The organism is Alteromonas sp. 4NS20-0143 (genome assembly GCF_057542855.1).
In genome coordinates this window covers 188,858-214,484 of the sequence record NZ_BAAJLR010000004.1, presented here as the reverse complement: position 1 = coordinate 214,484, position 25,627 = coordinate 188,858, and the positions used below count along the sequence as shown (strand labels likewise).

Annotated in this window: 18 protein-coding genes; 9 read left to right on the top strand and 9 right to left on the bottom strand. The window is 45.7% G+C overall.

Going from position 1 to position 25,627, the window contains the following annotated elements:
- Positions 1–168: 168 nt before the first annotated feature.
- Positions 169–1,704, top strand: a complete 1,536-nt coding sequence (locus AC27HD_RS11165) for a DUF3300 domain-containing protein (RefSeq protein WP_487105860.1) — start codon at positions 169–171, stop codon at positions 1,702–1,704.
- A gap of 62 nt (positions 1,705–1,766) precedes the next feature.
- On the opposite strand, the gene AC27HD_RS11160 is transcribed toward AC27HD_RS11165, so the two are convergent.
- Positions 1,767–2,633, bottom strand: a complete 867-nt coding sequence (locus AC27HD_RS11160) for an ATP-grasp domain-containing protein (RefSeq protein ID WP_487105858.1) — start codon at positions 2,631–2,633, stop codon at positions 1,767–1,769.
- Positions 2,634–2,826: 193 nt separating this feature from the next.
- On the opposite strand from AC27HD_RS11160, the gene AC27HD_RS11155 reads away from it, so the two are divergent.
- Together AC27HD_RS11155 and AC27HD_RS11150 are read left to right on the top strand one after the other, a co-directional pair.
- Positions 2,827–4,311, top strand: a complete 1,485-nt coding sequence (locus AC27HD_RS11155; protein WP_487105856.1) for a methyl-accepting chemotaxis protein — start codon at positions 2,827–2,829, stop codon at positions 4,309–4,311.
- A complete protein-coding gene (locus tag AC27HD_RS11150; protein WP_487105854.1) occupies positions 4,308–4,829 on the top strand; it encodes a DUF6436 domain-containing protein in 522 nt (173 codons plus the stop codon). The genes AC27HD_RS11155 and AC27HD_RS11150 overlap by 4 nt, the downstream gene beginning before the upstream one ends.
- 66 nt (positions 4,830–4,895) lie before the next feature.
- On the opposite strand, the gene AC27HD_RS11145 is transcribed toward AC27HD_RS11150, so the two are convergent.
- The 6 genes from AC27HD_RS11145 to AC27HD_RS11120 all read right to left on the bottom strand — a co-directional run bounded on the left by AC27HD_RS11145 (position 4,896) and on the right by AC27HD_RS11120 (position 13,885).
- Positions 4,896–5,861, bottom strand: a complete 966-nt coding sequence (locus AC27HD_RS11145) for a histone deacetylase family protein (RefSeq protein ID WP_487105852.1) — start codon at positions 5,859–5,861, stop codon at positions 4,896–4,898.
- The gene (locus AC27HD_RS11140; RefSeq protein ID WP_032094657.1) at positions 5,858–7,699 is read right to left on the bottom strand and encodes a bifunctional acetyl-CoA hydrolase/transferase family protein/GNAT family N-acetyltransferase; all 1,842 of its coding nucleotides are present in this window, start codon (positions 7,697–7,699) and stop codon (positions 5,858–5,860) included. Before AC27HD_RS11140 ends, AC27HD_RS11145 begins: the two co-directional genes overlap by 4 nt.
- A 214-nt stretch (positions 7,700–7,913) precedes the next feature.
- Positions 7,914–8,414: a YqiA/YcfP family alpha/beta fold hydrolase gene (locus AC27HD_RS11135; protein WP_487105850.1), complete on the bottom strand. Its 501-nt coding sequence runs from the start codon at positions 8,412–8,414 to the stop codon at positions 7,914–7,916.
- Between the two features lie 97 nt (positions 8,415–8,511).
- Positions 8,512–11,613, bottom strand: coding sequence for an efflux RND transporter permease subunit (locus AC27HD_RS11130; protein ID WP_269518538.1), 3,102 nt, complete (start codon positions 11,611–11,613; stop codon positions 8,512–8,514).
- A gap of 21 nt (positions 11,614–11,634) precedes the next feature.
- Positions 11,635–12,777, bottom strand: a complete 1,143-nt coding sequence (locus tag AC27HD_RS11125) for an efflux RND transporter periplasmic adaptor subunit (RefSeq protein WP_032094660.1) — start codon at positions 12,775–12,777, stop codon at positions 11,635–11,637.
- 352 nt (positions 12,778–13,129) lie between these two features.
- Positions 13,130–13,885 (bottom strand): DNA-J related domain-containing protein, encoded by a 756-nt coding sequence (locus tag AC27HD_RS11120; protein ID WP_235207715.1) that lies wholly within the window; start codon positions 13,883–13,885, stop codon positions 13,130–13,132.
- 419 nt (positions 13,886–14,304) lie between these two features.
- Here AC27HD_RS11120 and AC27HD_RS11115 point away from each other — a divergent pair, with 419 nt between their 5' ends.
- The 5 genes from AC27HD_RS11115 (at position 14,305) to AC27HD_RS11095 (ending at position 22,234) form a co-directional block, all read left to right on the top strand.
- Entirely contained in the window at positions 14,305–15,015 is a 711-nt protein-coding gene (locus AC27HD_RS11115) for a DUF1499 domain-containing protein (protein WP_487105847.1), read from the top strand.
- A 238-nt stretch (positions 15,016–15,253) separates the two neighbouring features.
- Entirely contained in the window at positions 15,254–17,320 is a 2,067-nt protein-coding gene (locus AC27HD_RS11110; protein ID WP_487105845.1) for a TonB-dependent receptor, read from the top strand.
- 240 nt (positions 17,321–17,560) lie between these two features.
- Positions 17,561–18,208 carry a chalcone isomerase family protein gene (locus AC27HD_RS11105; protein WP_487105843.1) on the top strand — a complete coding sequence of 216 codons (648 nt, stop codon included), beginning with the start codon at positions 17,561–17,563 and terminating at the stop codon, positions 18,206–18,208.
- Between the two features lie 18 nt (positions 18,209–18,226).
- Positions 18,227–19,048, top strand: coding sequence for an alpha/beta fold hydrolase (locus AC27HD_RS11100; RefSeq protein WP_487105841.1), 822 nt, complete (start codon positions 18,227–18,229; stop codon positions 19,046–19,048).
- A 306-nt stretch (positions 19,049–19,354) separates the two neighbouring features.
- On the top strand, positions 19,355–22,234 hold the full coding sequence (locus tag AC27HD_RS11095; protein WP_487105839.1) for a M14 family metallopeptidase: 2,880 nt from the start codon (positions 19,355–19,357) through the stop codon (positions 22,232–22,234).
- A gap of 85 nt (positions 22,235–22,319) precedes the next feature.
- Here AC27HD_RS11095 and AC27HD_RS11090 read toward each other — a convergent pair whose 3' ends face one another.
- Positions 22,320–23,531 (bottom strand): diguanylate phosphodiesterase, encoded by a 1,212-nt coding sequence (locus AC27HD_RS11090; RefSeq protein ID WP_487105837.1) that lies wholly within the window; start codon positions 23,529–23,531, stop codon positions 22,320–22,322.
- Between the two features lie 542 nt (positions 23,532–24,073).
- Here AC27HD_RS11090 and AC27HD_RS11085 point away from each other — a divergent pair.
- Entirely contained in the window at positions 24,074–24,550 is a 477-nt protein-coding gene (locus AC27HD_RS11085) for a hypothetical protein (protein WP_487105835.1), read from the top strand.
- A gap of 24 nt (positions 24,551–24,574) precedes the next feature.
- Here AC27HD_RS11085 and AC27HD_RS11080 read toward each other — a convergent pair whose 3' ends face one another.
- Complete coding sequence (locus AC27HD_RS11080; RefSeq protein ID WP_487105833.1) at positions 24,575–25,621, bottom strand: succinylglutamate desuccinylase/aspartoacylase family protein; 1,047 nt, start codon at positions 25,619–25,621, stop codon at positions 24,575–24,577.
- Positions 25,622–25,627: the final 6 nt, after the last annotated feature.

The window sequence follows — 25,627 nt, the reverse complement described above, 5'->3', positions numbered from 1 at the left end:
TGTTTAAATAAAATTGCACGACCAAGAAAACGTCCGCCGCTTCAACTTCCCTCAGCGGGCGTTTTTTATTCAGCTTAGGTTAATTATCCACGGGTTATAACGTATACAGACTTACCCACATTGTTTGTTCGCTACAGTAAGCGCGCAATGACAATGTAAGGAGAATGTATGAAAAACATAGCCCTATCTATCGTGATTGCCCTTGGCGGTGCTGCCGTTGGTTTACCGGTAATTGCTCAACAATCAACCGTTGATACTTCTGCCAATCAAACGTTGGGCACTAGCCAAACTGAAGTCTCAGATGCGCAATTGGACAGTCTTCTCGCACCTATTGCGTTATATCCAGATACCTTACTCACCCACATACTCATCGCCTCTACCTATCCCCTTGATGTGATTTCGGCAGATAAGTGGCGACAAAGTAACAAACACCTTACGCCGGAGCAGGTTGAAGACGTATTAGAAGATGTGGATTGGGATCCAAGCGTGAAGGCGTTGGCCGCATTTACTGATTTGCTCAACACCATGGCCAATGACCTAGACTGGCTGCAGCAGCTTGGCGACAGTGTATTAGTAAGCCAAGATAGAGTACTCGATCGAGTACAAGTACTGCGTCAGCATGCTAGAAACACCGGAAACTTAGATACCAACGACTATGTTGAGGTAGAAACGGAGCAAAACAATTCCAGAGAGATCATCTATATCGCTCCTCGTCAGCGAGAGGTTGTGTATGTGCCTTACTACGACCCTCAAATTGTGTACGGCAATTGGTGGCACCCTATTGCGCCGATATTCTGGTCTCACCATGTTAATTACCATCGTCATAGAAACGTATATTGGTCGCCGCGAGTGAGGATATCGGCCTTTTTCTCATTCGGTGCTGTGCACTGGAGTAACCGCCATGTAGTTGTGCATCGCCAGCCAGTGCGCAGGTTTTATAGAGGTAGCCAGCGTAAACGAGTTATTAGCAATGATTATCAGCGCTGGGAGCATCGCGTTGACCACAGACGTGCTCGCTACTCACAGCGCGTAGTGCAGACCAAACCCACACGTTTTGTGCACAGCAGTAATAGACATGTATCGACAAGGCGCCTTGCTGCTTCGCCGGGTTCAAGGTCGATATCAAAAGCGCGTTCTGTTTCAAACGCACAGTTAAAAGCGCCGAATCAAAATCGCGCGTTGTCAAATAATCGAAGGGTTAGCACTAACAAGGCGAATAAGAGGCTTGCTGAAAAAAAGCAGTACAATAAGCAGGCAATCTTAAACAAGCTCGATGCTAATAAGCGCCACTTTGTGAAAACATCGGCGAAAACACCGGCGAAAACATCGGTAAAATCTCGGCTTACAAAACCCCAGCCTATAAAACCAGGATCTGCGATACGCAAAATAGATACTAACAAGGCAGTTAAAGATAAAGCGCGAACCTACAGGGCTGACGCTTACCGTGGTAAAGCGTCACAAAACCGGAATTCTCAAATAGTCAGGAAAGACATAAGCTCGAATAAAGGGGGCTCGGACAAAAGAGCCTTGGACAAACAAACGGTCACTCGGACGAGCAAGCAAACCGTATCTCGTAACGTGTCGCCAAAAAGAAGTGTGAGCCGTAACGAGGGGCGCAGCAATATTAGAACTGGTAGCGCCCAGTCTCGAAAAGCATTGCCTCAAAGAGCTCAGTCTCAAAATAGACTTTCTAGAGATAAATAATGTAAACAAACAGTGGCGACTACTAGGGCGTGTTGATAAAAGTAGTCGCCAGCTTACATTTACTAAGTCTCAGAAAAAGTGGACAGTGCCTTTACAAAACGAGCGGGTGATGACGTATCTAGGTTAAAGTAGAGAGAAGGCTCTATAAGTTCTAGTTCCATAATTGCCCACTCATTTTCTTGGCGAACCAGGTCGACACGTGCGTACAGAGCTTGGGCCGGCATTGCCTCTAGTGCTCGCTGTGCTATTTCTTGCTGAGCAATGTTTGCTTCAACGGCCAGTAGCTGCCCGCCATGCTCCTCCTGAACTCGAAAGTCTCCTTGCTGAGGCACTTTTAATATGGCATGGCTGTAACACCCTCCAAAGTAAAACAGAGAGTATTCCCCCTCCTCAACCACGCTAGATAAAAAGGGTTGAATCATATACCGACGAGCGGCAAAGGTAGTCAGCAATGAAGGCATTATTTCGGCCATATTTGATGAGGAGACTCTAAAGGTGTCATCGGCGTTTGCACTCAGTGTTGGCTTAATAACAACTTCTTTAGTGTTAAACCGCGCAAAAGCATTGTGTATATCTTGCGCCGCAAAACGCTCTCCCCAACGGGTATCTACAATGGGGATCCCAGCCCCCGCGAGGTCCTTCAAATACTGCTTTTCTATATTCCATCTAATCAGCGCTAAAGGATTTAACAAGATAGCCGAAGATTTATTAATGATCTCTAATGTATTAAGAAAGGTATCAGGATGCTGTTGGTAGTCCCACGTACTGCGCACAATAACGTAATCGTACTGGTCCCAATTCACGTTCTGTTCGTGCCATGAGATTGTCTCTACCGACCATCCTATGTCCTCAAAATGAGGAATAAGCAATTCATCATAAACGAAGAAATCGTCCAAATTATCGGTGGAAAGAAAAACTATTTGTGACATGAATGTCTCATTTATGACTTGAAAATCAACACTATTCTAGCGGTTTTTAATAACCTTAACCAACTGATAACGTGAAAAAAATGTAGACCAAAGTCACATATCGCCAACCTCTGCAATAGTTTATTATTCGGTCAATTTAGCAGGGAGCTTACATTTCATCTAAACTTATTCCAAACACATGGCGGAGACCTGTATGCAGTATCCTTGGCTTTTAGAAGGTCAGAAAATATTTCGCGTAGTCATCATTGCTCAACTGATTATTTCAGTTGTCATTGGCCTTATTACCGGAGAACTCTTACCCGCATTTATTTTTGGTATCCCCATTGCCGCGGTGCCTTTGGTGCTGAGTTTGCAATCCTCTTATTCTGCATTAAGTCGCCATGCTATGGCCATTGGTGTGCAGCTGCTAACCGCGCTGCATATTCACCAGTCATTTGGTCTTATTGAGATTCATTTTGAAATTTTTGTGCTTCTCGCTTTCTTATCGGTATTTAGAGATTGGAAGGTGATTGCCACCGGTACGGCAGTGGTCGCGGTACATCACATTAGCTTCTTTCTTTTACAATCTAGTGGCGCCCCGCTTCTTATTTTCGAAGAAGGCCACGTTACGTTCACTATATTGCTTTTACATGCTGCGTTCGCCGTAGCAGAAGGTGGTGTGCTAATGTATATCGCAAAAACTGCCCACGAAGAAGGCGCAGGCGCCGCTGAACTGTCATTAGCCATCAACGAGATGCAAAGGGAAAATAACAGGTTGGACTTAACGGTTGCTGTAGACAGAGACAACAAGCTCCTCCGCCCCTTTGGCGAATTGATTGACCAGGTCAAAGAGTTGGTTCAACTGGCTTCGTCGCTTACTGACGACGTTGTTAGAGGCTGTGGCAATATGGAACAAGCTGCCAATAACATGTTCGACATTAGCCACAAAACTGACCAAGAGTTAGCCATGGTGTCCGCTTCGTCAGAAGAAATTGCGCAAACCATGCAGATGTCGACAGAACAGACGACTAAAGCCAGTGATAAGGCCGCAGCAGCTCAAGCGTCGTCACAAAACACCAAGGATTCGATTTCCACTACCAGTAATACGATTAATTCATTACGAAGCACCCTCAATGATGCAGCAAAAACAAACTCTGCATTAAATGAGCAATGCTCGCATATCTCCGACGCCATGCGCTCTATTACAGCCGTAGCAGAACAAACAAATTTGCTAGCCCTTAACGCAGCTATTGAGTCGGCCCGAGCGGGAGAGCACGGTAGAGGGTTTGCCGTAGTTGCAGACGAGGTACGTACGCTGGCTATTCGTTCGAAAGAAAGTGCGGAACAAATCACAAGTATCACTGAGCAGCTTGTTTCTCAAACGGCAAGTTCAGTCGATCAAATGCAGTCTTGTATCAGTCTTGTTGATGATGCAGTCATGTCGAGTGAAAGTGCAACTAACGCAATGGCTGAGATCATGCTTCAAATTAACGATGCCAGTGAAAGCATGACAGAAATTGCCACATCGGCGGTGGAGCAAGAAACAGCGTCTGCATCCATTGCTGAAAGTACGGCTCGTTTAAGTGAATTTACGTCTGAAGAGCTTGCGACCGCAGAGTCTCTTGCTGGCGAAGTGCAGGTGCTTACACAAATATCACAAAAAATGCGCAGTGCCATAGAGCGCTTTAAACTGCAATGACAAAAGGCCTTTCTTGGGCGCTGCTTGCCTTGTGGGCAAGCGGCCTTCTGGCCGCCATGTTAGTGTATGGTCAGCGTCAGCTATCAGAATTCGATCCTGACGGCATACTGCTTCATCACTCAACCTCACCGACATTTGACAGTGAACTTACGCAACTGCTTAAAAACAGTAATGTTCCCAGTGCCAGTATTATCCACGTTGGCTCATCTGAAAATTGCTACTGCGAAACGCTCACCGCGCCCCATCAAACTCAGTTACTTAATCGCCTTGGTGAATCACAGTACGGCGTTGTCAACATTGCGCTAGACACCGTGAAAGGGCTAAGCAATATAATTACTACCGTACCTGCGTTAATTGTTATTGATGAGAACTACCAGTTGCGCTACGTAGGCCCATACGCCACAGGCTATGGCTGCTTTACTGGCAAAAACTTGGTAGACCAAGTAGTAAGCTACACACATCAACTCCCCTACAATGGCGCAATTATCAACAGCGACGCCACAGGCTGTTTTTGTTGATAAGACACTACAGCATGATTATCAGCGTTTACGCGCTCTTTAAGTCATTAGAAGCTTTACCCACAGCTAGGGCTGGCTTAGGCCTTTAAGGTGCGCCACTACGCTTCGCCCTAGTGCGCTTAAGTCATAGCCGCCTTCTAGCATGCTTACGATTCGTCCTTCACAGCAGCTATCAGCCACACGCCTTAATGCTTGGCTTATCCAAAAATAATCGTCTTCCACCAAACGCAAATGGGCCATGGGATCTTCGGCGTGGGCATCAAAGCCTGCCGAAATGAGAATTAGCTGAGGCTGAAAATTAGAAAGCGCATTAAACCAATGATGTACTTTTTCTCTAAATACATCGCCGGTTATACCCGCTTCAAGGGGCACCGCTAAAATATTACTCGCGGAAACCGGCGCTCCGCTATGAGGGTAGAAAGGATGTTGGAAGCTTGAACACAGCATAATGCGCTGGTCGCCCGCAACTATCTGCTCTGTGCCGTTGCCATGATGAACATCAAAATCCACAATGGCTACCCGCTGTAAATTATAGTTTTGCAATGCATAGCGCGCTGCCAATACAATATTATTGAATACGCAAAAGCCCATCGCGCTATCGTAGGTAGCGTGATGTCCTGGGGGCCTAGTGGCGCAAAAGGCCTGCCGCTCTGTACCCGCCATAACGTAGTCTACGGCATTACAGCCAGCGCCAGCCGACTCCAACGCTGCCGTTAAACTGTGCTTCATTAAGCCAGTATCTTCATCTAACCAGGCTGTGGGCGTTGTTTCACCTGCGTACATGGTCTTTTCATCATCACTAAAAGACACCTGTGCAGCACGGTCGAATACACTTTTAATGTAGTAAGGGTCGTGGGCCAATGATAAATATGCCTCAGGGATTGGCGTAGCATCCCCATGCTCACAAATCATCTCTAGCCCAGATGATAACAACTGATCGTCTATAGCAAATAGGCGGTCTGGTGATTCCGGATGCTCATTTCCTAGGTCGTGTTTAGTGCCGTGTTTACCACGGAAAATTTTTATTGTCATGTCAGCGACGCCACATCAAGGACCAATTCAACATCACTCGGGTCACCGGTAAATTTACGTTTAAACTTTGCTTGTTCAAATATAGCAATCATGGGCATGTTATCCCCGCGAACGTATGCCATCATCTTGCTAATCTCGCGCTTTTTCGCAATATTGATGAGCTCTTTTAACAGTAGTTTTGCCATGCCTTTTCCTTGCTGAGTCTCACGAGTAACAAAGGCAGCCTCACAGGTATTGTCTGACGGATTAAAGTAGAATCGCCCGACTGCATGAATGGTGATACGAGAGCCCTCTTGGCGCACAATACACAGCCCAGCATCAGAGCTTTGATCCACACTGACTAAATTGCAGGATTTCTCGCGGGACATTTGCTTTGGGTCGTAGTTATAGCGCAGTCGCAAGGTTTCTTTAGTGTGAGAGTAGAAGAACTCTTGCAGCCGTCGTTCGTCGGCAGGGTTGAGCGGTCGCATGTAGAAGCGTTCGCCCCGTATATCTAGTTTTTTAAGCTGAATAGCGCCTAACTCAGGAATGTCGGTAGGGTACTTTTCTTGATAATGCGGTACCCAGTAATGCTGCCTAACTTCTTCTAACAGCGCCGAACGAAACTTAGGATGGGCAACTCGAATAAGCTCTAGCGCACGCTCTCGAATACTTTTTCCTTTTAGCGAAGCGATACCGTATTCCGTTACCACATATTGCACGTTACCCCGCGACGTGACAACGCCAGCGCCCTCGCTAATTTGCGGTGTAATTCGGGAAATAGTTTCATTTTGGGCAGTAGAAGGCAGCGCAATAATAGCCTTGCCCCCTTTGCTAATAGATGCGCCAGTGACAAAATCCACCTGCCCCCCTATGCCGCTATAAAAGTCATAACCTAAAGAGTCAGCAACAACTTGCCCAGTAAGGTCTACCTCAAGTGCGCTATTAATGGCCACCATATTGTCATTTTTCGCAATATTGGTGGGCTTATTGACGTAACTACTCGGATAAAATTCTATATGTGGGTTGTTATCAATCAGTTCGTACAGCTTGCGCGTGCCAATAGCAAAGCTTGTCACTACTTTACCGGGGTGGAATGTTTTTTTCTTGTTGGTTACTGCGCCTGAGGCCAATAATTCAATAATACTGTCGGTGAGCATTTCACTGTGAATACCCAAATCTTTATGGGTACAAAGGTACTTAAGGGTAGCGCTGGGAATTTTTCCAATGCCAAATTGCAGTGTGGCGCCGTCATTCACCAACATGGCTACATACTGCCCAATTCGCTCAGCTACGCTATCTATGGGTGGTGTAGACACTTCTACCAGTGGTTCATCCGCTTCAATGCAGGCGTGTATCTCGCTAATATGAATATAGGAATGACCCGCTGTTCGCGGCACTTGCGGGTTGATTTGGGCAATCACTTTTTTGCTGTGGCGTATGGCAGACATGGCAATATCAACCGATGCACCTAGCGAGCAATAGCCAAACTCGTCTGGAGGGCTTACATTGACCATTGCCGCATCTAGGGCTAGTATCCCGTCGCTAAATAAGCTGGATATTTCCGACAGAAACACCGGAGTATAGTCGGCACGCCCCTCATCAACCGCTTTGCGCATGGCACTTCCGCCAATAAAGAAGGTGTTTGCCTTAAATAGGTTTTTGTATTCTTGTTTTACCCAGCGGGTATCGCCTAACGCCAGCATGTGCACTAATTCAATGTCGCTGAATCCCTCACTATTATCAATGAGGTGCTGCACAAGTGCGTGGGGTACTGATGCGTTACCGCCGACAAAAACACGACAACCTGATTTTATCAACGCGGGCCAATCTGGCGCTGGGGGTAAGCGTAATGCCATACTTTTCTGCCTCTATGAGCTAGCGAAGCCAATACATCAATAATGCCATAAATTCAGCGACTTTCCCGCCACAATCAACGAATACCTGCCTAAGCGATTAGTCTTAGAAAATCCGTGACCCTATCTACAAAAACGCCCACTAACGTGGGCGTATTACATGATTATTTTTGCCTAAGCCTTAATTGCCTATTGTCTCTTCGGCTAAATCGAGGGCTTATTGATATCGGAACTTTTCTAGCCAGTTTCTAAAAAAGGGCGAAATCACCGACTTACTATTGGCTAAGCGATGGCCGTCGTTTAATAGCAGCAACTGCGCTTTTTGATGACGAGCATACTTAAGGCTATTTTCAATTGGAATAATATCGTCATTCCAACCGTGCACTAAGCTTACGTACCCGTCATAGGGATAGCGCTGAATTTCGTAGTCTGGCATATACAAAGCCGGCGCCATTAAAAACACACCGCGAGCAGAAATTTGACTCGCTGCCGCCAGCGACACATAGCCACCCATACTAGAGCCCACTAAAATGACATCGTTGCACTTTTCAGCAATGGTTTCTTTAAGGCGCGTTAAACGGGCTTCTGGACATTCGAGATCTTGATAATCAATACTCTCTACCCCAAAGCCCATATCAGTTGCTACATTCGAAAGCGTTGTAATTTTACTGCCCCAAGGGCCGCTTTCTTTGCCGTGCGAAAAAACAACGGTTGTCATTGCTCATGTCCTTATTGCATGTACTTATTGTATTTTTCATTAAAACTACAATTTCATTAACAGTACGAGAGATAAAAATTTACTGTATCGTAAATCCTCACTGCTTGTCTTCTTTATGAAACAGTTTTTCCACCATTACATAAAACATAGGCACAAAGAAGATAGCTAAGAAGGTCGCTGCAAACATGCCGCCCATTACAGCGATACCAATAGCATTTTGACTCGCCGCACCTGCACCGCTCGCTAAGGCCAGTGGTGTTACGCCTAAAATGAAGGCCATTGAGGTCATAAGAATAGGGCGAAAGCGCTGAGACGCTGCATTTGAAACAGCGGTCATAAGGTCTACGCCATTCTCGTACTCTTCTTTGGCAAATTCCACAATCAAAATAGCGTTCTTCGCAGCCAAACCTACAGTGGTTAAAAATGCCACCTGCAAATAGACATCGTTGGCTAAATTAAAGATAAACGCTGCTGTCACCGAGCCTAAAATACCTAACGGAACAACCAACATTACCGCAAAAGGCACCGACCAGCTTTCGTACAATGCAGCAAGACATAAAAATACCACCAGTATTGAAATAGCGTATAGCATTGGCGCTTGCGAGCCCGCTTGCTGCTCTTCAAAAGATAAGCCCGACCACTCAATGCCGTAGCCTGGCGGAAGTTGTGCAACAAGCTTTTCCATTTCGGTAATCGCTTCCCCTGAGGATATACCTTCAGCAGGACTACCCTGAATGTTTACCGATGATATGCCGTTAAAGCGTTCCAGCTTGGGTGAGCCGTATACCCACTCTGTGGTAGCGAAGGTACTAAACGCCACCATTTCTCCATCGCTGTTGCGCACATACCACTTTTCTAAGTCATCAGGCGTCATACGATGGGGCACGTCACCCTGCATGTACACTCGCTTTATACGACCTTTATCAATAAAGTCATTCACGTAGCTCGAGCCCCATGCAATTTGAAGCGTACGATTAATGTCACTCAAGTTCAGTCCAAGGGCAGAGGCTTTTTCGCTATCAATTTTTATCTTGAACTGAGGCACGTCACTTAGCCCGTTAGGACGCACACCTGCCAGCTTCGGATTTTGCGCCGCCATTCCCAACAGTTGATTACGCGCATTCATTAAGGCTTCATGGCCGTTGCCCGCTCTGTCGACTAGCTGCATGTCAAAGCCTGTGGCATTACCTAATTCCATAATAGGCGGCGGTACAATTGGAAACGCAGAGGCATCTTCAATTTGACTAAAGGCACCAAAGGCTCTTCCTAGCACGGCAAAGGCCGAGCTGTCATCATCGCGCTCGCTCCAGTCATTTAAGTTAATAAATGCCATACCTGCATTTTGCGCCTGACCTGCAAAACTAAAACCAACAACTGAAAACAAACCGTTGACTGCTTCTTGCTCTTCGTTAAGGAAGTAGTCTTCTGCTTGCTTAATCGACTCCAGCGTTCTGCCAGCGGTAGCACCTGGGGGAGTGCTCACTAGCACCATCATTCGCCCTTGGTCTTCATCAGGAAGAAAGGCGCCTGGTAGCTGACTGAAAATAAGCGCCATGCCTCCCACTAATAATCCGTAGACCACAAAATAGCGTTTAACCCGTTTCGCCATGTGCGTAGTGGTGCGCTGGTAAGAGTCGCGCCCCTTGTTAAAGTTACGATTAAACCAGCCAAAGAAGCCTTTGTTTTTATCCTGATCTTCTGGGTGCTTTTTCAATAATGTAGCGCAAAGAGACGGCGACAGAACGATAGCAACCAGCACAGAGAACGCCATTGCAGACACAATGGTTACCGAGAACTGGCGATAAATAGCTCCCGCCGAGCCGCTGAAAAAGGCCATGGGAATAAACACGGTAGAAAGCACCGCAGCAATGCCCACCAGCGCGCCGGTAATTTGTGTCATCGACTTTTTGGTGGCTTCGGCAGGCGGCAACCCTTCCTCTTCCATAATTCGTTCAACGTTTTCTACCACGACAATGGCATCATCAACCAGAAGACCAATGGCCAGCACCATGGCAAACATGGTGAGAACATTAATACTGAAACCAAACAGCGACAGTACCGCAAAGGTCCCTAGCAGAACCACCGGAACGGCTATGGTAGGAATAAGCGTTGCTCGCCAGTTTTGCAGGAAAAGCAGCATGACTAAAAACACCAACACCACGGCTTCTATTAGAGTTTCCACCACCGACTGAATCGACAGTTCGATGAAAGGTGAACTGTCTACCGGATACACCACTTTTACGCTGTCTGGCAAGTTAGCGCGCAGCTCTTCTACCCGAGCTTTTACCGCTTCAATGGTATCGAGAGCGTTGGCGCCAGAGGTAAGGCTAATCGCCATACCCGACGCTGGCCTTCTGTCGTAGCGTACAATGACATCGTAACTTTGCGCACCCAATTCAACGCGAGCTACGTCGCGCACGCGCACTTGAGAGCCATCGGTATTTACCCGCAATACAATGTTTTCAAAATCTTTTTCAGTTTGTAAGCGGCTTTGCGCCTGAATGGTTGCGTTTATCTGTTGATTATTAATGGCTGGCAAGCCGCCTAACTGTCCTGCAGATACATCGGTATTTTGCACCTGAACCGCCGCTTGCACATCGACAGGGGTAAGGTTGTAGCTGTAAAGCTTGTTAGGATCTAACCAAATACGCATAGAGCGCTGGGCACCAAACACGCGTACGCTGCCCACACCATTAACCCGCGATATAGGGTCTTGAAACTGAGAGACCAGAAGGTCACTTAAATCGAACTGGTTCATCGAGTCGTCTTCAGAATAAAAGCCAACGGCTAAGGCAAAAGAGCTGTTCGACTTCGACACCGTCACCCCTTGCTGCTGCACTTCAGCAGGTAATAAAGGTAACGCTCCCTGCACTTTGTTTTGGGTTTGAACCTGCGCAATATCAGGATCGGTACCAGGCTCAAAGGTGAGGCTAATAGAAACACTGCTGTTTGAGCTACTAGCGGAAAAGTAGCGCATGTTATCAATGCCCGAAAGGCTCTGTTCAATCACTTGGGTAACCGAGTTTTCTACCGTTTCGGCTGATGCACCAGGGTACGCAGCACTTATGGTTACCGTAGGGGGAGCTACTTTGGGATATTGCTCAATAGGAAGTGTATAGATAGCAAGTACACCTGCCATCATCGTAATAATTGCTAATACCCATGCAAACACGGGCCTGTCTATAAAAAAGCGAGCCATAACTAAAAATTCCTTGCTTGCTTATCGTGAGCCGCGTGATGATGGTTGCCACTCAGATGCATTCACTTTCGCACCTGGTTTTACCTTTTGATATCCGGTAACAATGATTTGCTCCCCTTCGCTTACCCCATCGTTTACCACATATTGGTCGCGATAAATTTGCCCAACGCTGAGCGTTCGGCCCTCAACTTCACCGCGGCTATTCACCACATACACTGAAAGCGAGCCGTCAGTTTGGCGAGTTGTAGCTCGCTGTGGCACAAGCAACGCATTTTCGCGCCCCGTGATCACATGACCTTTAACAAATAAACCTGGCAACAAGATACTGTCGGGATTAGGCATTTCGGCGCGCAACGTCACTGAGCCCGTGCTTTCATCAACGGTGACTTCAGAAAACTTAACGCTACCGGTGTGTGAGTACTTTTCTCCACTCACTTCATCCACTGTTAGCTCTACATCGAGTGCGCCTTGATTTCGCATAGATTGGCGTAAAGTGAGAATGGAAGCGCCCGACTCCTGCATGTCGATAAATACTGGGTCGAGCTGCGTGATGATGGCAAGCTGCTGGGCTTGATTAGTAGTAACAAGAGTACCTTCGGTAACAAAAGAGCGGCTGATTTGTCCGCTTATAGGCGCATACACCTTGGTGTAACCCATATTGACTTTGGCAACATCCACCGCAGCTTCAGCAACGCTAATAGCGGCTTCGGCCTGTTCTTTTTGCGCAATAACATCGTCGTATTCTTGTTTGCTAACGGCATTTTTCTCGACCAGGTCGTCGTAGCGACGTGCCTTTGCCTCTAAGGTTTTTAAGTTAGCCTGGGCACTTTTCAAATCTGCTTTTGCACTATTGAATTGCGCTAGATACCTAGCCTGATCTATTTGGTAAAGCTGCTGGCCTTTTTTTACCTGCGCCCCCTCTTCGAAAAGACGGTCTGTAATAACACCATCTACCTGAGGACGAACCTGTGATTGACGAGATGGACTCACTCGACCCGGCAACACCATTTCATGCTGCACTGGCTGCCTTTTGAGGGTTACTACAGAAACAGAAGGCGCAGGCATTGACTGCTGCGAGTCTGGTGATTGTGCTGATTCGTTTGAACATGCTGCAACGCCTAAAAGTATTAGTAACGCTGCAGTAAGGTAAAAAATGCGACTCATAAATCTTCTATTTCCCAATAACTAATTAAATGCAGACGGCTGAACGCCATCTAAAATACGTCATCCGCGATATGCCATCTGCAATAACGCAATGAATGTTTGCAAAGCTTGTCTATTTTACTGTGCCGGGATACTCACTTTTGGCGAGGCGAAAGTGGCTGTTGAGTACCGGTATTGGTGTGACATAGTTTGGAATTCGAATATATACGAAGCTATGTTCTTATTGGCTCTATTTTGCGCTCTTATACTAAAGATTAAAAGGCTGAGTAGCCGAATTTACAAATGTCGTCGTTAAATAACTAACGACTTTACCTTTGTCCTCAAATCTAGCTGACTTTAACGCAACTACATCCTATTTAAACGAATAGAAGCGTACTAATAATTGATATGCCGAAATGACCTGCTGAGCTTGTTCGCGACTTCCTCCTTTATCGGGGTGCAGCTGCTGTAGCTTTTTTCTGTAGTGTTTTTTAATCTCTTTCAAAGAATAGGCGTCATGTTCTTTACGTGGTAATGCAGCGCAGGGCCAGGTGAGCCCAAGTATGCGATGGGCTGCTTCAATATCGCCATCGTTGAAAGAAGCGTATTGGGCTTTTCCCATTGTTGTCCAAAAGCTTGCTAGTAATGCCTCAACACTCTCTTCGTCAGTTTGTTCGAAATTGTTCCAATCCAAATAGTAAGAAGCCAATGCGTCGTGAGGGCCTACCTTGTGCGCATTTATTGTCGTTGCCGATTCATCTTCAGATGCAAGTGTAGGCTCCGGTGCAAGCTCTTGTTTAGGCGCAGCGACACCTGCATCTGAATCTAGGCGAATGTTAAGCGTATGAATATCAAGCTTGCCTACCCCGTTCTTAAGCCATATCGAACGCAGCTGATAGAGCGCGTTAAACAAAATAAAATGAGTTTTAAACAGCACGAGGGGGTCACGCAGGGCCTCTTCATCAAAAACCGCATAAGGCGGCTTTTTTAACATCGAAATAAGGGCGTACTCACTGACGCCCTCCTCAAACATGCTCTCCATGGTTGATAGAATATCGACTAACATGTCAGCAAGGAGTTCGTGTAATGGCGAGTCACCTTGCGCTGTGCTTACAGTATTGGCGTTCAAACTACTTCTCTTAAAAATGCTACTCTTCAAAATTCTACTTTTCAAAATTCTACTTTTCAAAATCTTGTCTTTGAGAGTGTTGTTGCTCAAAATCTCATCTTAGTAGGCACACGGTATCACGAGCAATTAAGGAGCCGCCACTTTATAAGCGAGCGTATTCAGGCTGCGGATGATTTCACGCTGTCAACGTTTTCACGCTGCAAGAATTTCCCCTTTGCAGGCGCAACATGCAAGAAACCTCATATATTGGTGCACCTATTACTGCACTGGTCACTACACTTATCACCGCACTTATTACTGGGCTGGGAGAAAAGTGAATGAATCACCATTGCACATTTATCTTTTATAAAGTAATCCAAAACACCAAAATGCCTGTTAAAGTAGTCCAAAATATAAAACAAAAAAATAATGGAGTTCCCTTGAAAATATTAGTCGCGTTAACCAGTATCCTTGGTTTTTTGATGGTTGTATTGCCCGGCCCTTTGTATCAGTACGCAGGTGTGGGTTTAGGTACAGCATTTACGTCTTTACGTTACGGAGTTTACGTTGGCGGTGCCGCTCTTATCCTTATCGTACTTCAGGTGATCATTAATCGTAAAAATATTAGCTGGGGTAGCACTATCGTATATGCTGTTTTAGCGTTAATTGCGGTTGCAATGCCAGTCAGCATGATGAGCAAGGCAAGCACTGTTCCGCCTATTCACGACATTACCACTGATGTTACAAATCCACCTGAGTTTGTTGCTATTGCACCACTTCGCGAAGGCGCGCCAAACGATGTTAATTACGAAGGCGGCGATATTACTAAGCAGCAATTAGAAGCGTATCCAGAGATTAAAACGCAACTACTTCCGCAGCCTGTAAGTGAAGTATACATAGCTGCAGAAAAAGCCATCGCCACCCTTGGTTGGGACAACGTTACCGCTGGCGCCCTGCCTAACACGCTTGAAGCCACAGATACAACGACATGGTTTGGCTTTAAAGACGATGTAGTAATCAGGCTGACAGAAAAAGGCGACAATACGCTTGTTGATGTTCGTAGTAAGTCTCGAGTAGGCAAAAGTGACTTAGGTAAAAATGCAGAACGCATTAATGCCTTTATGGCAGAGCTTCGAAAACAACTTAGCTAAGCCAGTGACAGAACGCACTGACCTAGAATAAATAGTTGAAATATAAGCATTAAAATAAGTTTGGCGTTATAATAGCTAATCTATAAAAGCTCGGCTTGCTCAGCAAGGCGGGCTTTTTTAATGTCTGTCATACAGGGCTGTGCGTTTTAAGCTGGGTAAAATAAACACAATTTATTTGCATCTAAAGCATCGCATCAAACGTTTTACTACTGAACTTGTTTTTGCTTTAAGGATAATCATGGCTTCAGGTTATGCAATTTCAGCGCTATCTCTAAGCGTTGCATCAATACTATACGCGTCACCCACTTTTGCACTTGACGACCCAGCAGAAGGCGATATCGAACACATACGCGTGAACGGTGATATGTCTCAGAAAAGTGGCGAATTTGTGTCGGCATCCCAAGGCTGGGTTTCAGGCGATACGTTACTTGAGCGCCCCATGTTGCGCACGGGCGAAATGCTTGAATTCATACCTGGCATGATGGTGACTCAGCACAGCGGCTCGGGCAAAGCGAATCAGTATTTTTTGCGAGGTTTTAACTTAGACCACGGCACCGACTTTACTGTTAGCGTTGACGGCATGCCTATCAATATGCGTAGCCATGGTCACGGGCAAGGCTACAGCGACCTTAACTTTGTGATCCCCGAAATGGTGGATAACTTGAGTTACTTTAAAGGCACCTACTATGCCAATATTGGCGACTTCTCTAGTGCCGGTGGTGCATTTTTCAATTTAAAAGATTCTCTTGACGACAATCGTCTATTTTTCACCCTTGGTGAATACGGCTATCAGCGACTTGCAACACTCAACCATGCCGACATTGGCGAAGGTAAGGCTATTGCCGCGTTTGAGTACCAGACATACGACGGACCATGGACCGATATCAACGAAGATGTGCGAAAAAAGAATGCCAACATTCGCTATATTACGCCCTTGTTCGACGGTGAGTTAACGGTAACGGGAATGGCATACGACAACAGCTGGAACGGGGCCGACCAAGTACCTGCCCGCGCTATTGAAAGCGGCCTCATCGACCGCCTTGGCTCTATTGACACCGACGTTGGTGGAGAGTCTTCACGCTATTCACTGTCGGCAAACTATACCAGCGATGGCATTAATGCCTCGTTTTATGCCATTGATACTGATTTGACGCTTTTTTCTAACTTTACCTATTTCTTAGATAACCCAGAAACGGGAGACCAGTTCGAACAAGCAGACGATCGGCAAATTTATGGTGGCGAAATATTTACCACGGTACCACTGGCGGTAACCGATGGCAGTACCATTACCATGGGCGCTCAATGGCGCTTCGACGATATTGAGAATGTAGGCCTTTATCGCACACAGAATTTGCAACGTGTAGGCACGATTAGAGAAGACGCCATAAAAAGCAGTAGCTATTCCTTATTTGCACAGTCAAACATACTGCTTTCAGACGCCCTTAGCCTATCTCTCGGTGGTCGTTACGATTACTTAGATGTGGATGTTACGAGCGATCTTGCGGCAAATAGCGGTGAAGAAAGTGATGGCCTATTCACGCTAAAAGCAGCGCTAAAATACGCCGTTACCGACGACATCACAGCGTTTGCTAACATTGGCCAAGGCTTTCATTCTAATGACGCCCGCGGTGCAACCATTACCATCGACCCTGTCAGTTCAGAGCCAACACCGGCATCACCATTATTGGTCAAATCGTTAGGTTATGAGACAGGTATTAACTATACAGACGGAAGAACCTTCAACGTATCTGCCGCATTATGGCGATTAGAGCTAGACAGTGAATTGCTGTATGTAGGCGATGCAGGCTTTACCGAGCCAAGCCGTCCATCTGAGCGCCACGGTATTGAGATAAGCGCGTACTACTGGATAAACCACCACCTTACCACCGATATTGAAGCTGCCTACACCAATGCCCGCTTCAGCGATAGGGTTGAGGGTGAAGGACGTCATATTGATGGCACCGTTCCCGGCGTGGTTAGCGCAGGGGCGACCTACTATCAAAATAGCGACCAATTGGGAATGAGCTATACACTTCGCGCTCGCTACTTAAGCTCGCGAACGGTAGAAAGCTTTGATGAAGTTTCTCCGCCAGCAACGTTTTTACTCAACGCCCAAGTTGCCTACCGCCAGCCCACGTGGGATGTCACCCTTGAAGTGTTAAACGCACTGGATAGCGACGATCACGATATTGACTATTTCTATGCATCACGGCTACCTGGCGAACCTGAAGAAGGCATTGAAGATTTGCATTATCACCCCGTAGAGCCTCGCAACGTGCGCGTTACGTTCTCTTTGCGATATTAGAAGCTCATGGCTAAAAGCTAGAGCCTAAAAGCTAGAATCTAAAAGATAGGACAGGAAGCGCATTTGTGCGCTTCCTGCTTTTTTATCCCTCTTATTATCTTATTAAAAGCCCTCTTAAAACGGAAAACACTCCCCCGGTCTCTCACTCACATTAATTATTTGTTAATATGCTTTTTAAACGTGACTGAACCACGTACTCTCGCACTGGCTTCAGAAGTTAATTATTAGAATAGGCTAGCTATGAAATGGATATGTCATAACGGCGTTTTAGCCTTAATTTGGGCTGCTTTGAGCACTGCCTCATGGGCTACGATAGCCGCAAGTGCTAACGTAAGTGCTAACGCAAATGTTAACGAAAGTGCTGTGGCTCATGCTGAAACCGTCTCATCGACTCAGTATGCAGAGCCGGCTGAGCCATTAGCGCTTAGTGGTTCAACGGTGAGAAAACGCTTTTTCTTTAGTGTGTATAAAATTAGCCACTTTATGGCTTGGCCTCAAGAAACTTCCGAAAACCCTGATGAACTCATCAAACTTATTTCTTCTGGGCAGCTCTCACAGCGGGTAGAAATAGAGTTTCTGCGAGATGTCTCTCGCGAACAAGTTGAAGAGGCGTTAATGGACGGCATAGAGCGCAATAACCCTGATGTCGACTTGAGCAACATAAAGACCGAAATAATGCGATTATCAGATGGTTTTGATAACGATATTACTGAAAATTCGCGGTTAGTATTATCGCGTGTGAATGTGGGTAAACTTATAGTATATTTCAATGGGCGAAAAATCGTTGAAACAGATAACAGCGAGCTTACCAGAGCCCTGTGGTCAATATGGTTTGGTCAAAAGCCAATAGTAGATAATAAAGCGTTGATAGCAAATCAACTGCAATAAGTATAATGGGGCGATTGAGTGAAGGTTGTAAAAGGCAGTATACGTTGTAATAGATTCCTTGTTCCCTACCGTATTTATGGAGACAAACCAGACACTATTGTATGCATTAGCGGTGCAAAACAAACCATGGCAGTATGGCGAAGTTTTGTTAAGCGCTTTGTGCCCTCTTTCTCTGTCGTTGTATTTGACTTGCCCGGCACCGGTCGCGCAGAAATACTTTCAGGCGCTCCACAAGTGACTTTTGAAGAGCAGCAACAAGTACTGCTTGATGTTATTGAAGACACCGCGAAAACTGACAAAGTGGTACTTGCAGCAGCGTCATGGGGCACTATATTAGCAGCATACATTGCAGCAAAGTACCCCACTAAAATTGAAAAAATGATATTGGGAAGCTTTGGTGTATCTACCAACGACACTATTTTAGAGCTTATTCACCGCGGACAATCGGCATTTAAAACCGGTGATGTTGAAAACATTGCACCTTTGATGATTGAGTGTTTTGGTCAATATATTCCTGAGTCGCAGAAGCAACAAATGATCAGCCAATTTTCAAATATGGATGAGAAAGAATTGCTTAATTTCTACGAGCACTGCGAGTTTGTAAAAACCAGTCGAGACATTAGTAAGCTAATTAACTTACGTGAAATTGAAGCAAAGACCCTTGTTATTTGCGGTGAGCATGACACCATTTTAGACCACGAAGGTATTCGTGCGGCAGTGACTAAAATTCCCAATTGCGTGTATAAGCTCGTACCGGATACTGGCCACTTCTTGCATTGGGAAAAGCCCTCAATTCTAGACACTTACAGTCACTTCCTTCACTCTACAGAAAGTGCGTAAAACCTAAAATAATTAAAGGCGAAGCCTCGGGGTCACTTAACTTCAGGGCTTACGCCTTTTTTACTTGGTGTTTGTTACCACCGCTGCGCTCATCTCTCGACACTGAACCCTCAACAAATTCTTGATTCACAGAACAAGTAAATCGTGATAACCCCTGCGTTCACCGCAGCCTCATTGACTGTTCAATTTATACGCTACAGTATAAGAGCATCAAAACAGTGAAAAGCTATCTCGAAAATTTCTAATAAGACATCTAAGCGAGAAGTCGCCATAAACAATAAGATCAAAAACGATAAGGGAACACTCATGCAATCCATCACAAAGTGGTTCACGCTATTGCTAGGGCTGGCCGTTATGCCCGCTTACTCAGCAATATTAATGAAACCAATTAACGACCCAGATTTAGCGTATTCTGGCGAGTTACTTTCCGGCACTTATAATCAGCAAATAACCCATCCCGATACCTTGCTCGGCTTTCCCATTGGCTCTCGCGTTGCCGACCCAGCGCAAATACACAGCGCAGTCATGCACTGGGCTGAGCAAAGCGATAGATTACACGTAGTCGAGTATGCGCGCACTCATGAAGGTCGCCCACTGATTGCCGCGTTTATATCAACACCGGCGTTACTCAGTGAGCTTGATACTATTAAAAGTAATATCGATAAGCTTGCTAACCCTTTAAATACCAGCGATAGCCAAGCCAGCAACATCATCGATTCACTGCCCGCCGTTGCCTGGATGGCATACTCTATTCACGGCAATGAAACATCAGGCGCAGATGCAGCGTTAACCGCTATCTATCATCTGATTGCTAGCGAAGACAAAGACGTGGAAGCGCTGCTTGATGATATGGTGGTTGTTATCGACCCCATGATGAACCCTGACGGCCGCGCTCGATTTGCCAAATCATTAGAGCAATATCGCGGCACGGCACCCAATGTTGACGACCAGTCGTTGTTACACCGTGGTGACTGGCCTTACGGCAGAACAAACCACTACTTTTTCGATTTAAACCGAGATTTCTTTTATCTAACGCAGCCTGAAACCGTCGGTCGCGTTGAAATGATCAATGACTGGCGGCCCCAGCTCATGATTGATGGTCATGAAATGGGAAGCCAAGACACCTATCTGATGGGCCCACCGCGCCAACCATTAAATCAAAACATTGACCCTAATTTGCAAAAATGGGCAAAAACCTTTGCCCGTGATCAGTCTGCCGCTTTTGATAAGAAAGGCTGGCGCTACTACACCGGCGAATGGTTTGAAAACTGGTACCCAGGCTATTCAAACTACTCTGAATATCGCGGCACCATGCACATTCTTTATGAGCAATCTCGTATGGCGGAAGACGGCGTGCGTCGACCTGAAGGCACCGTGCAAACCTATATCGAATCTGTGCATCATCAGTTTATATCCACCCTTGCCAACCTCAAGACGTTGGATAAAAACAGTAAAGCCATGTACCAAGATTACTGGCAGGGCCGTAAGAACAACCTTGCCTCTAAAGGAAAATTTGCTAACCGCACCTACGTGATTATGGCGAATGACAACATTGGCAGAACCGACGCACTGGTAAGCCGTTTGTTGGCTCAAGATATCAAGGTGTATATTACTGATAAAGATATGGAAGTGGACGAGGCCACCACGCATTTAGGCGACGTAAAAGAAGATATTGTTATTCCCAAAGGCAGTATTGTTGTGCCTAACCGCCAAGCCGAGGCGCCGTTAATTGCTGCCATCATGGAATTTGACGCAGGTGTTAACAACGCCGTATTACTGGAAGAGCGCCAGAAAACCTTGCGTGACGGTTCATCGCTAATGTATGACACAACTGCATGGAATTTAACCATGATGTACGGTCTAGAAAGCGTCACTGTGCCAGAGCACCTTACTAGTAATATGAGCCTGTATAAGCCAAGCACCCACACCCATACATTACTTGATAATGCTATTGCATGGATGGTAGACGGTGCAGACGATAGGTCTGTGGCCTTTGCTGCAAGGCTGATGGAACGCGGTATCCACGTTCGTTATATAGACCGCGAATCAGAGTTTGAAAACACGGTTTTCAATCGAGGCTCTATTGCGGTAACGGTCACCGATAACCCCAATACAGAAAATCTTGCAAGCCTAATAAAGCAAACTGCCGATGAGCTTATGGTGTCGGTAACCGCCACAACAAGCGGCTTTGGTGAGGGTGAGTTACCTGAGTGGGGAGGCAAGCATTTTGATCTTCTTACTCGGCCCCAGGTGGCTATTTTAAGCCACGGCAATATGTCTAGCTATGATGTGGGCGCAACCTGGTACAGCATCGATGCTAATTTGGGCATTCGCCACAGCCAAATAGACGTTAACTCTTTAAATCGTACTGACTTGCGTCGTTACAATGTCATTGTTCTTCCCACCAGCTATGGAGCACTAGATAAATCTAAGCAGGCGCTTTTAGATGAATGGGTTAACAACGGCGGAACGCTTATCGCTCACGGCAGAAGTGCGGCAGCGTTAGCGGGTAAAGATGGCATTGCCAAGGTGAAAACCATTGAGAATAGCTTTGAAAAGGCGCTCGATTACGATATTTCTTTAAACCGTGAATATATGGCGAGCTTAAACAAGGTAGACACCAAGGCAGCAATGGCTCATACCTTAAATGCAGACTTCGCGTTTCCATGGGACGATTTACCTAAACCGCTTAAAGAGGAAGAGCTAACCCGCCGCGATAAATGGTTAAGCCACTTTATGCCAAGTGGCGCTATGGTAGCCGGCAGAACAGACCAACAGCATTGGCTAACAGCCGGCACTCCTGAAGTACTACCATTACTTTACAGCAATCAACCGCTACTTATGTCGGCAGATAATAGCGAAGCCGTGGTTAGAGCGGGCGTATTTAGCCCAAGTCCTAACAAGAAAAAAGAGGATAGTGAGAGTAAGAAAAACGCCGATCGCTGGTTCACACTGCCACAAGATAAAGCGCTTAACGTTCGCATGAGTGGCTTACTGTGGCCAGAAGCACAGCAGCGTATTGCTAATACTGCTTACTTAACTCGCGAACGCAGTGGTAAAGGGCAAATTATTTTGTTTTCAGGCCAACCTAACTTCCGTGGCGCCGCATTAGGTACCAACAGGTTACTACTTAATGCCATTGTTTATGGTCCAGGCTTGGGTAGCCAAAAACACGTAAGCTTGTAAAAGAAGTAACAGCAGTAAAACAGAGAGGGGCCACGTGGCCCCTCTCTGTTTTATCAATATTGTAAATTATTCCACTACTGGCAACCTAACCGATGTGCCTCAGCCCAGCGGGCTTTGCTAATCCATCTATGACAAAGTTAATTGCCTCTACTCCATTTAATTTTGGCCTTGCGAACAAAAACCCCTGAAAACGCTGTGCACCTGCGTGTTGTAACCATAACCACTCATCCATGGTTTCTACACCTTCTACAATAAGCGGAATACCCATCGACTTTGCAAATTCGTACACAGCCTCAAATATGGCTTGCCTTGGGCCATTCTCATGAATGTTGGTGGTGATTTTTCGATCTAACTTTATTTTGTCTGGCAGGAAGTCGGCCAAAAGCGATAGACCTGCGTAACCCGCACCAAAATCGTCAAGAGCAACTCTTATACCCGTTGACCGGAGGTTTTCGATGGCATCGAAAAACGGCGACCCCTCTTTAATAATTTCAGTTTCCGTTACCTCAAGAATAAGCTGTTGCGGCCTTAAGTTATTCTCATCTGCTAATGATAGTAAATAGCTCGTTATATCTGGACTATAGGTAATGGCACCTGGACATAAGTTGACTGATAGCGCTTGGTCAGCGTTTAATAATTTTGCACCTTGCGCAATGGCTATCGCCTTGCTCTTAAGATCGAAGTCATATTTTTGATTGCCCTCTAAACTATTCAACACATCTTCAGGGAATCGACCGTCGCTACTACGCAATAGCGCCTCGTAGGAGGACACAAGGCCCCTGCGGGTATCTACAATAGGTTGAAAAGCAAATTGAATATCAGAATTGCAATATTCAGCAATAGAGATTTCACTGAGCTTTACAGAGGCCTTAAGGTTATTTAAATCTTGATTAGACAAACACATGCGCCACTTGCCCGTGGCAAAACCGTTGATTAATGCAAAGGTGCGGCTGTCGCGGTGAAAAGAAATATCCGGCGGGAGCCAGTAGCAGTTACTTTTTTTATCCAGTCGAAAAGTGCGCAGCGCCCAATTGCCAAAATCGCGCTTGTGAATAGCGTTATCGGTTATTTTAACGATGTTATTATGCCGAGAGTCCGTCTTAATGTGCTCGAAAAGACCAAGTATTATGTCGGCTTCCCCCTCTAGCACCTGAAAAAAGTATTCACCGTCAAACAGTAATATCCCCGTTACATCGTTGTGTAAATTAAACGCTAAAGAATCCTTGGTGATCTCATCGAGCCCTTCGTGGTTTATTAGCGTTGACGCTCTACTTCTATACACTAGCTGTCTTAACACAACCTACCCCTTATGGGAGACGCTTTCATTTCTCGTTGCTATCACCTGGTTGAGACATTCAAACAAACTACAACTCATAAGCTAAGTGTAGACTGCAAACTGGCTTTTTCCCACATGACAAAACGTATCGAAAACGTCCCCCCAAAGTGCCTATATAAAGTGCCTATATAAACTGCCCACATAAGCCGACCCAGCGTTTTTTCTCAATAACGTTTTTCATCAACGAAATAGGCGAAGCAATTGACAATATTCGGCTATCAAACGCAACTTAAGTCTATTTTGATACGCCACATCAACTCATAAAGCCCGCAGATTATGATCATGTAATGAAAAAATTGAAGACTTTCATTGCTCCGTAGGCGCCTTTCTCTACGAAAGTCTATGGTTATAAAGCGTTATTCTTACAGCGAAATCGATAGCTATAAACTATTGTTATTTTCTAGGGCGTGTTTACTGTCGCTGCTTAGCAAACATCGATGCCCCCTTTATAGGTAATTTAGTTAGCCGTTCTGTTTTATTAAGCCGTAGAAGAGTGTTCCCATATGCGCCTACAATTTAAAATTATTCTGTTTGTTTTGTTGATTCTGCCAAACGCTGTGTGTGCGAGCACAGAAAATGAAGAGCATCACCATTGGCAACAGTCTCCCCACCACTTGTCGCTTTTAGTAGCAACAACGAATACCGATGAACACGGTGACGCATTCACACTAGGCGTTGATTATGAATATCGCGTTAATGACTTTTTAGGAATAGGGCTAGTCGCAGAATATGCCTTTGGAGATATAGAGGCATTCACCTATTTAGCGGTTGCCGATTTACATATTACCAATAACTTTATTGCCCAAGTCGGCCCCGGTGTAGAGTTTTTTGACGGCGAGGAAATTCCTGTGGCGCGTGTGGGTTTGCTTTACGAGTTTGAGTTGTCGGGCCTTACGCTTTCACCACAACTTCATTATGACTACCATCACGATCACGACGATGCCATAGTGGCAGGCCTAGCCTTTGGCATCGCGTTTTAGCAGTCGTAAGTTGAGAAAGGCGTTTTATTGCACCACTTCAACACCAATGGTGACAACAGACTCTGCGCTTTTTATGGGTGGCGTTTGATTAACCATCATTACCGTTCCGCTAATCGGCGCTGTGATAGTTTCCACTTGGTTTCCAAAGTAATCCAAAACGGTGCCCACTTCTTGGCCTTGTTGTACTTTATCCCCAATAACTACAGCAGGCTGGAAAAAGCCGGTTGTAGTGCTTTTTGCTGATTTTAGGGTTTCATAAATAATAGGCTCTGGATGCTCGGCAGGCTCTCCCTCCAACATATCCAAAAAGACCATTGTGTTTCTAGCCACTGTGAACGCGTCTTTTACAAATTCTTCCTTTGATTGCGCAAGATGACCAATTTCAGTAGTCAGGCCCGGCTTTCCTCGTGTCATTGCAGTGTTAGGGTAAGAAATAGAATTATTAGGGTCCTTTGGTCTGTCACCGTAAAGCACAATATGTTGCATACCTGTTGCCTTGGCAAAGGCCAGAGTCAATTCATCTAACGCTTCATCACCAATAAACGGAGAATAAACGTGGTTCAGCAGGCTCTGATTTGCACTACCAGAATGCATATCAACGAGAAAGTCAGCTTTACTGATAAATTCTTTTGTCAGTAAGTCTGCAATTTGTTCGGTAGGCGTCCCATCAGCACTACCTGGAAATTCTCTATTTAAGTTTTTTTCATCACGAGGGTTCAGCGCTAGCCGATGTTCATGAAAACCGTCCAAATTTGCCAAGTGCACCACAACAAGCACTCCACTCATTTCTTTGGGATTGATGCTTTGCTGCAACTGTTGCAGTGCAAACATAGAAGGGTATTCGTCGCCATGAATGCCAGCCGTAAGCAGGAGCACAGGCCCTTCTTTTTTGCCGTTGATCACAGTAACTGGTAAAGACACCTCTTTTTTATTCGCCATATACGATGTTTTATGACCAGTATTAGTTGTCTTGCCCATGAGCTCAAAAGGGGCATTGGCACTTACAGGCAGACTCAACAGAGATAAAATAGCGACCACAAAAGAAGCCACTGATTTTGTTTTATATTGCATTAATTA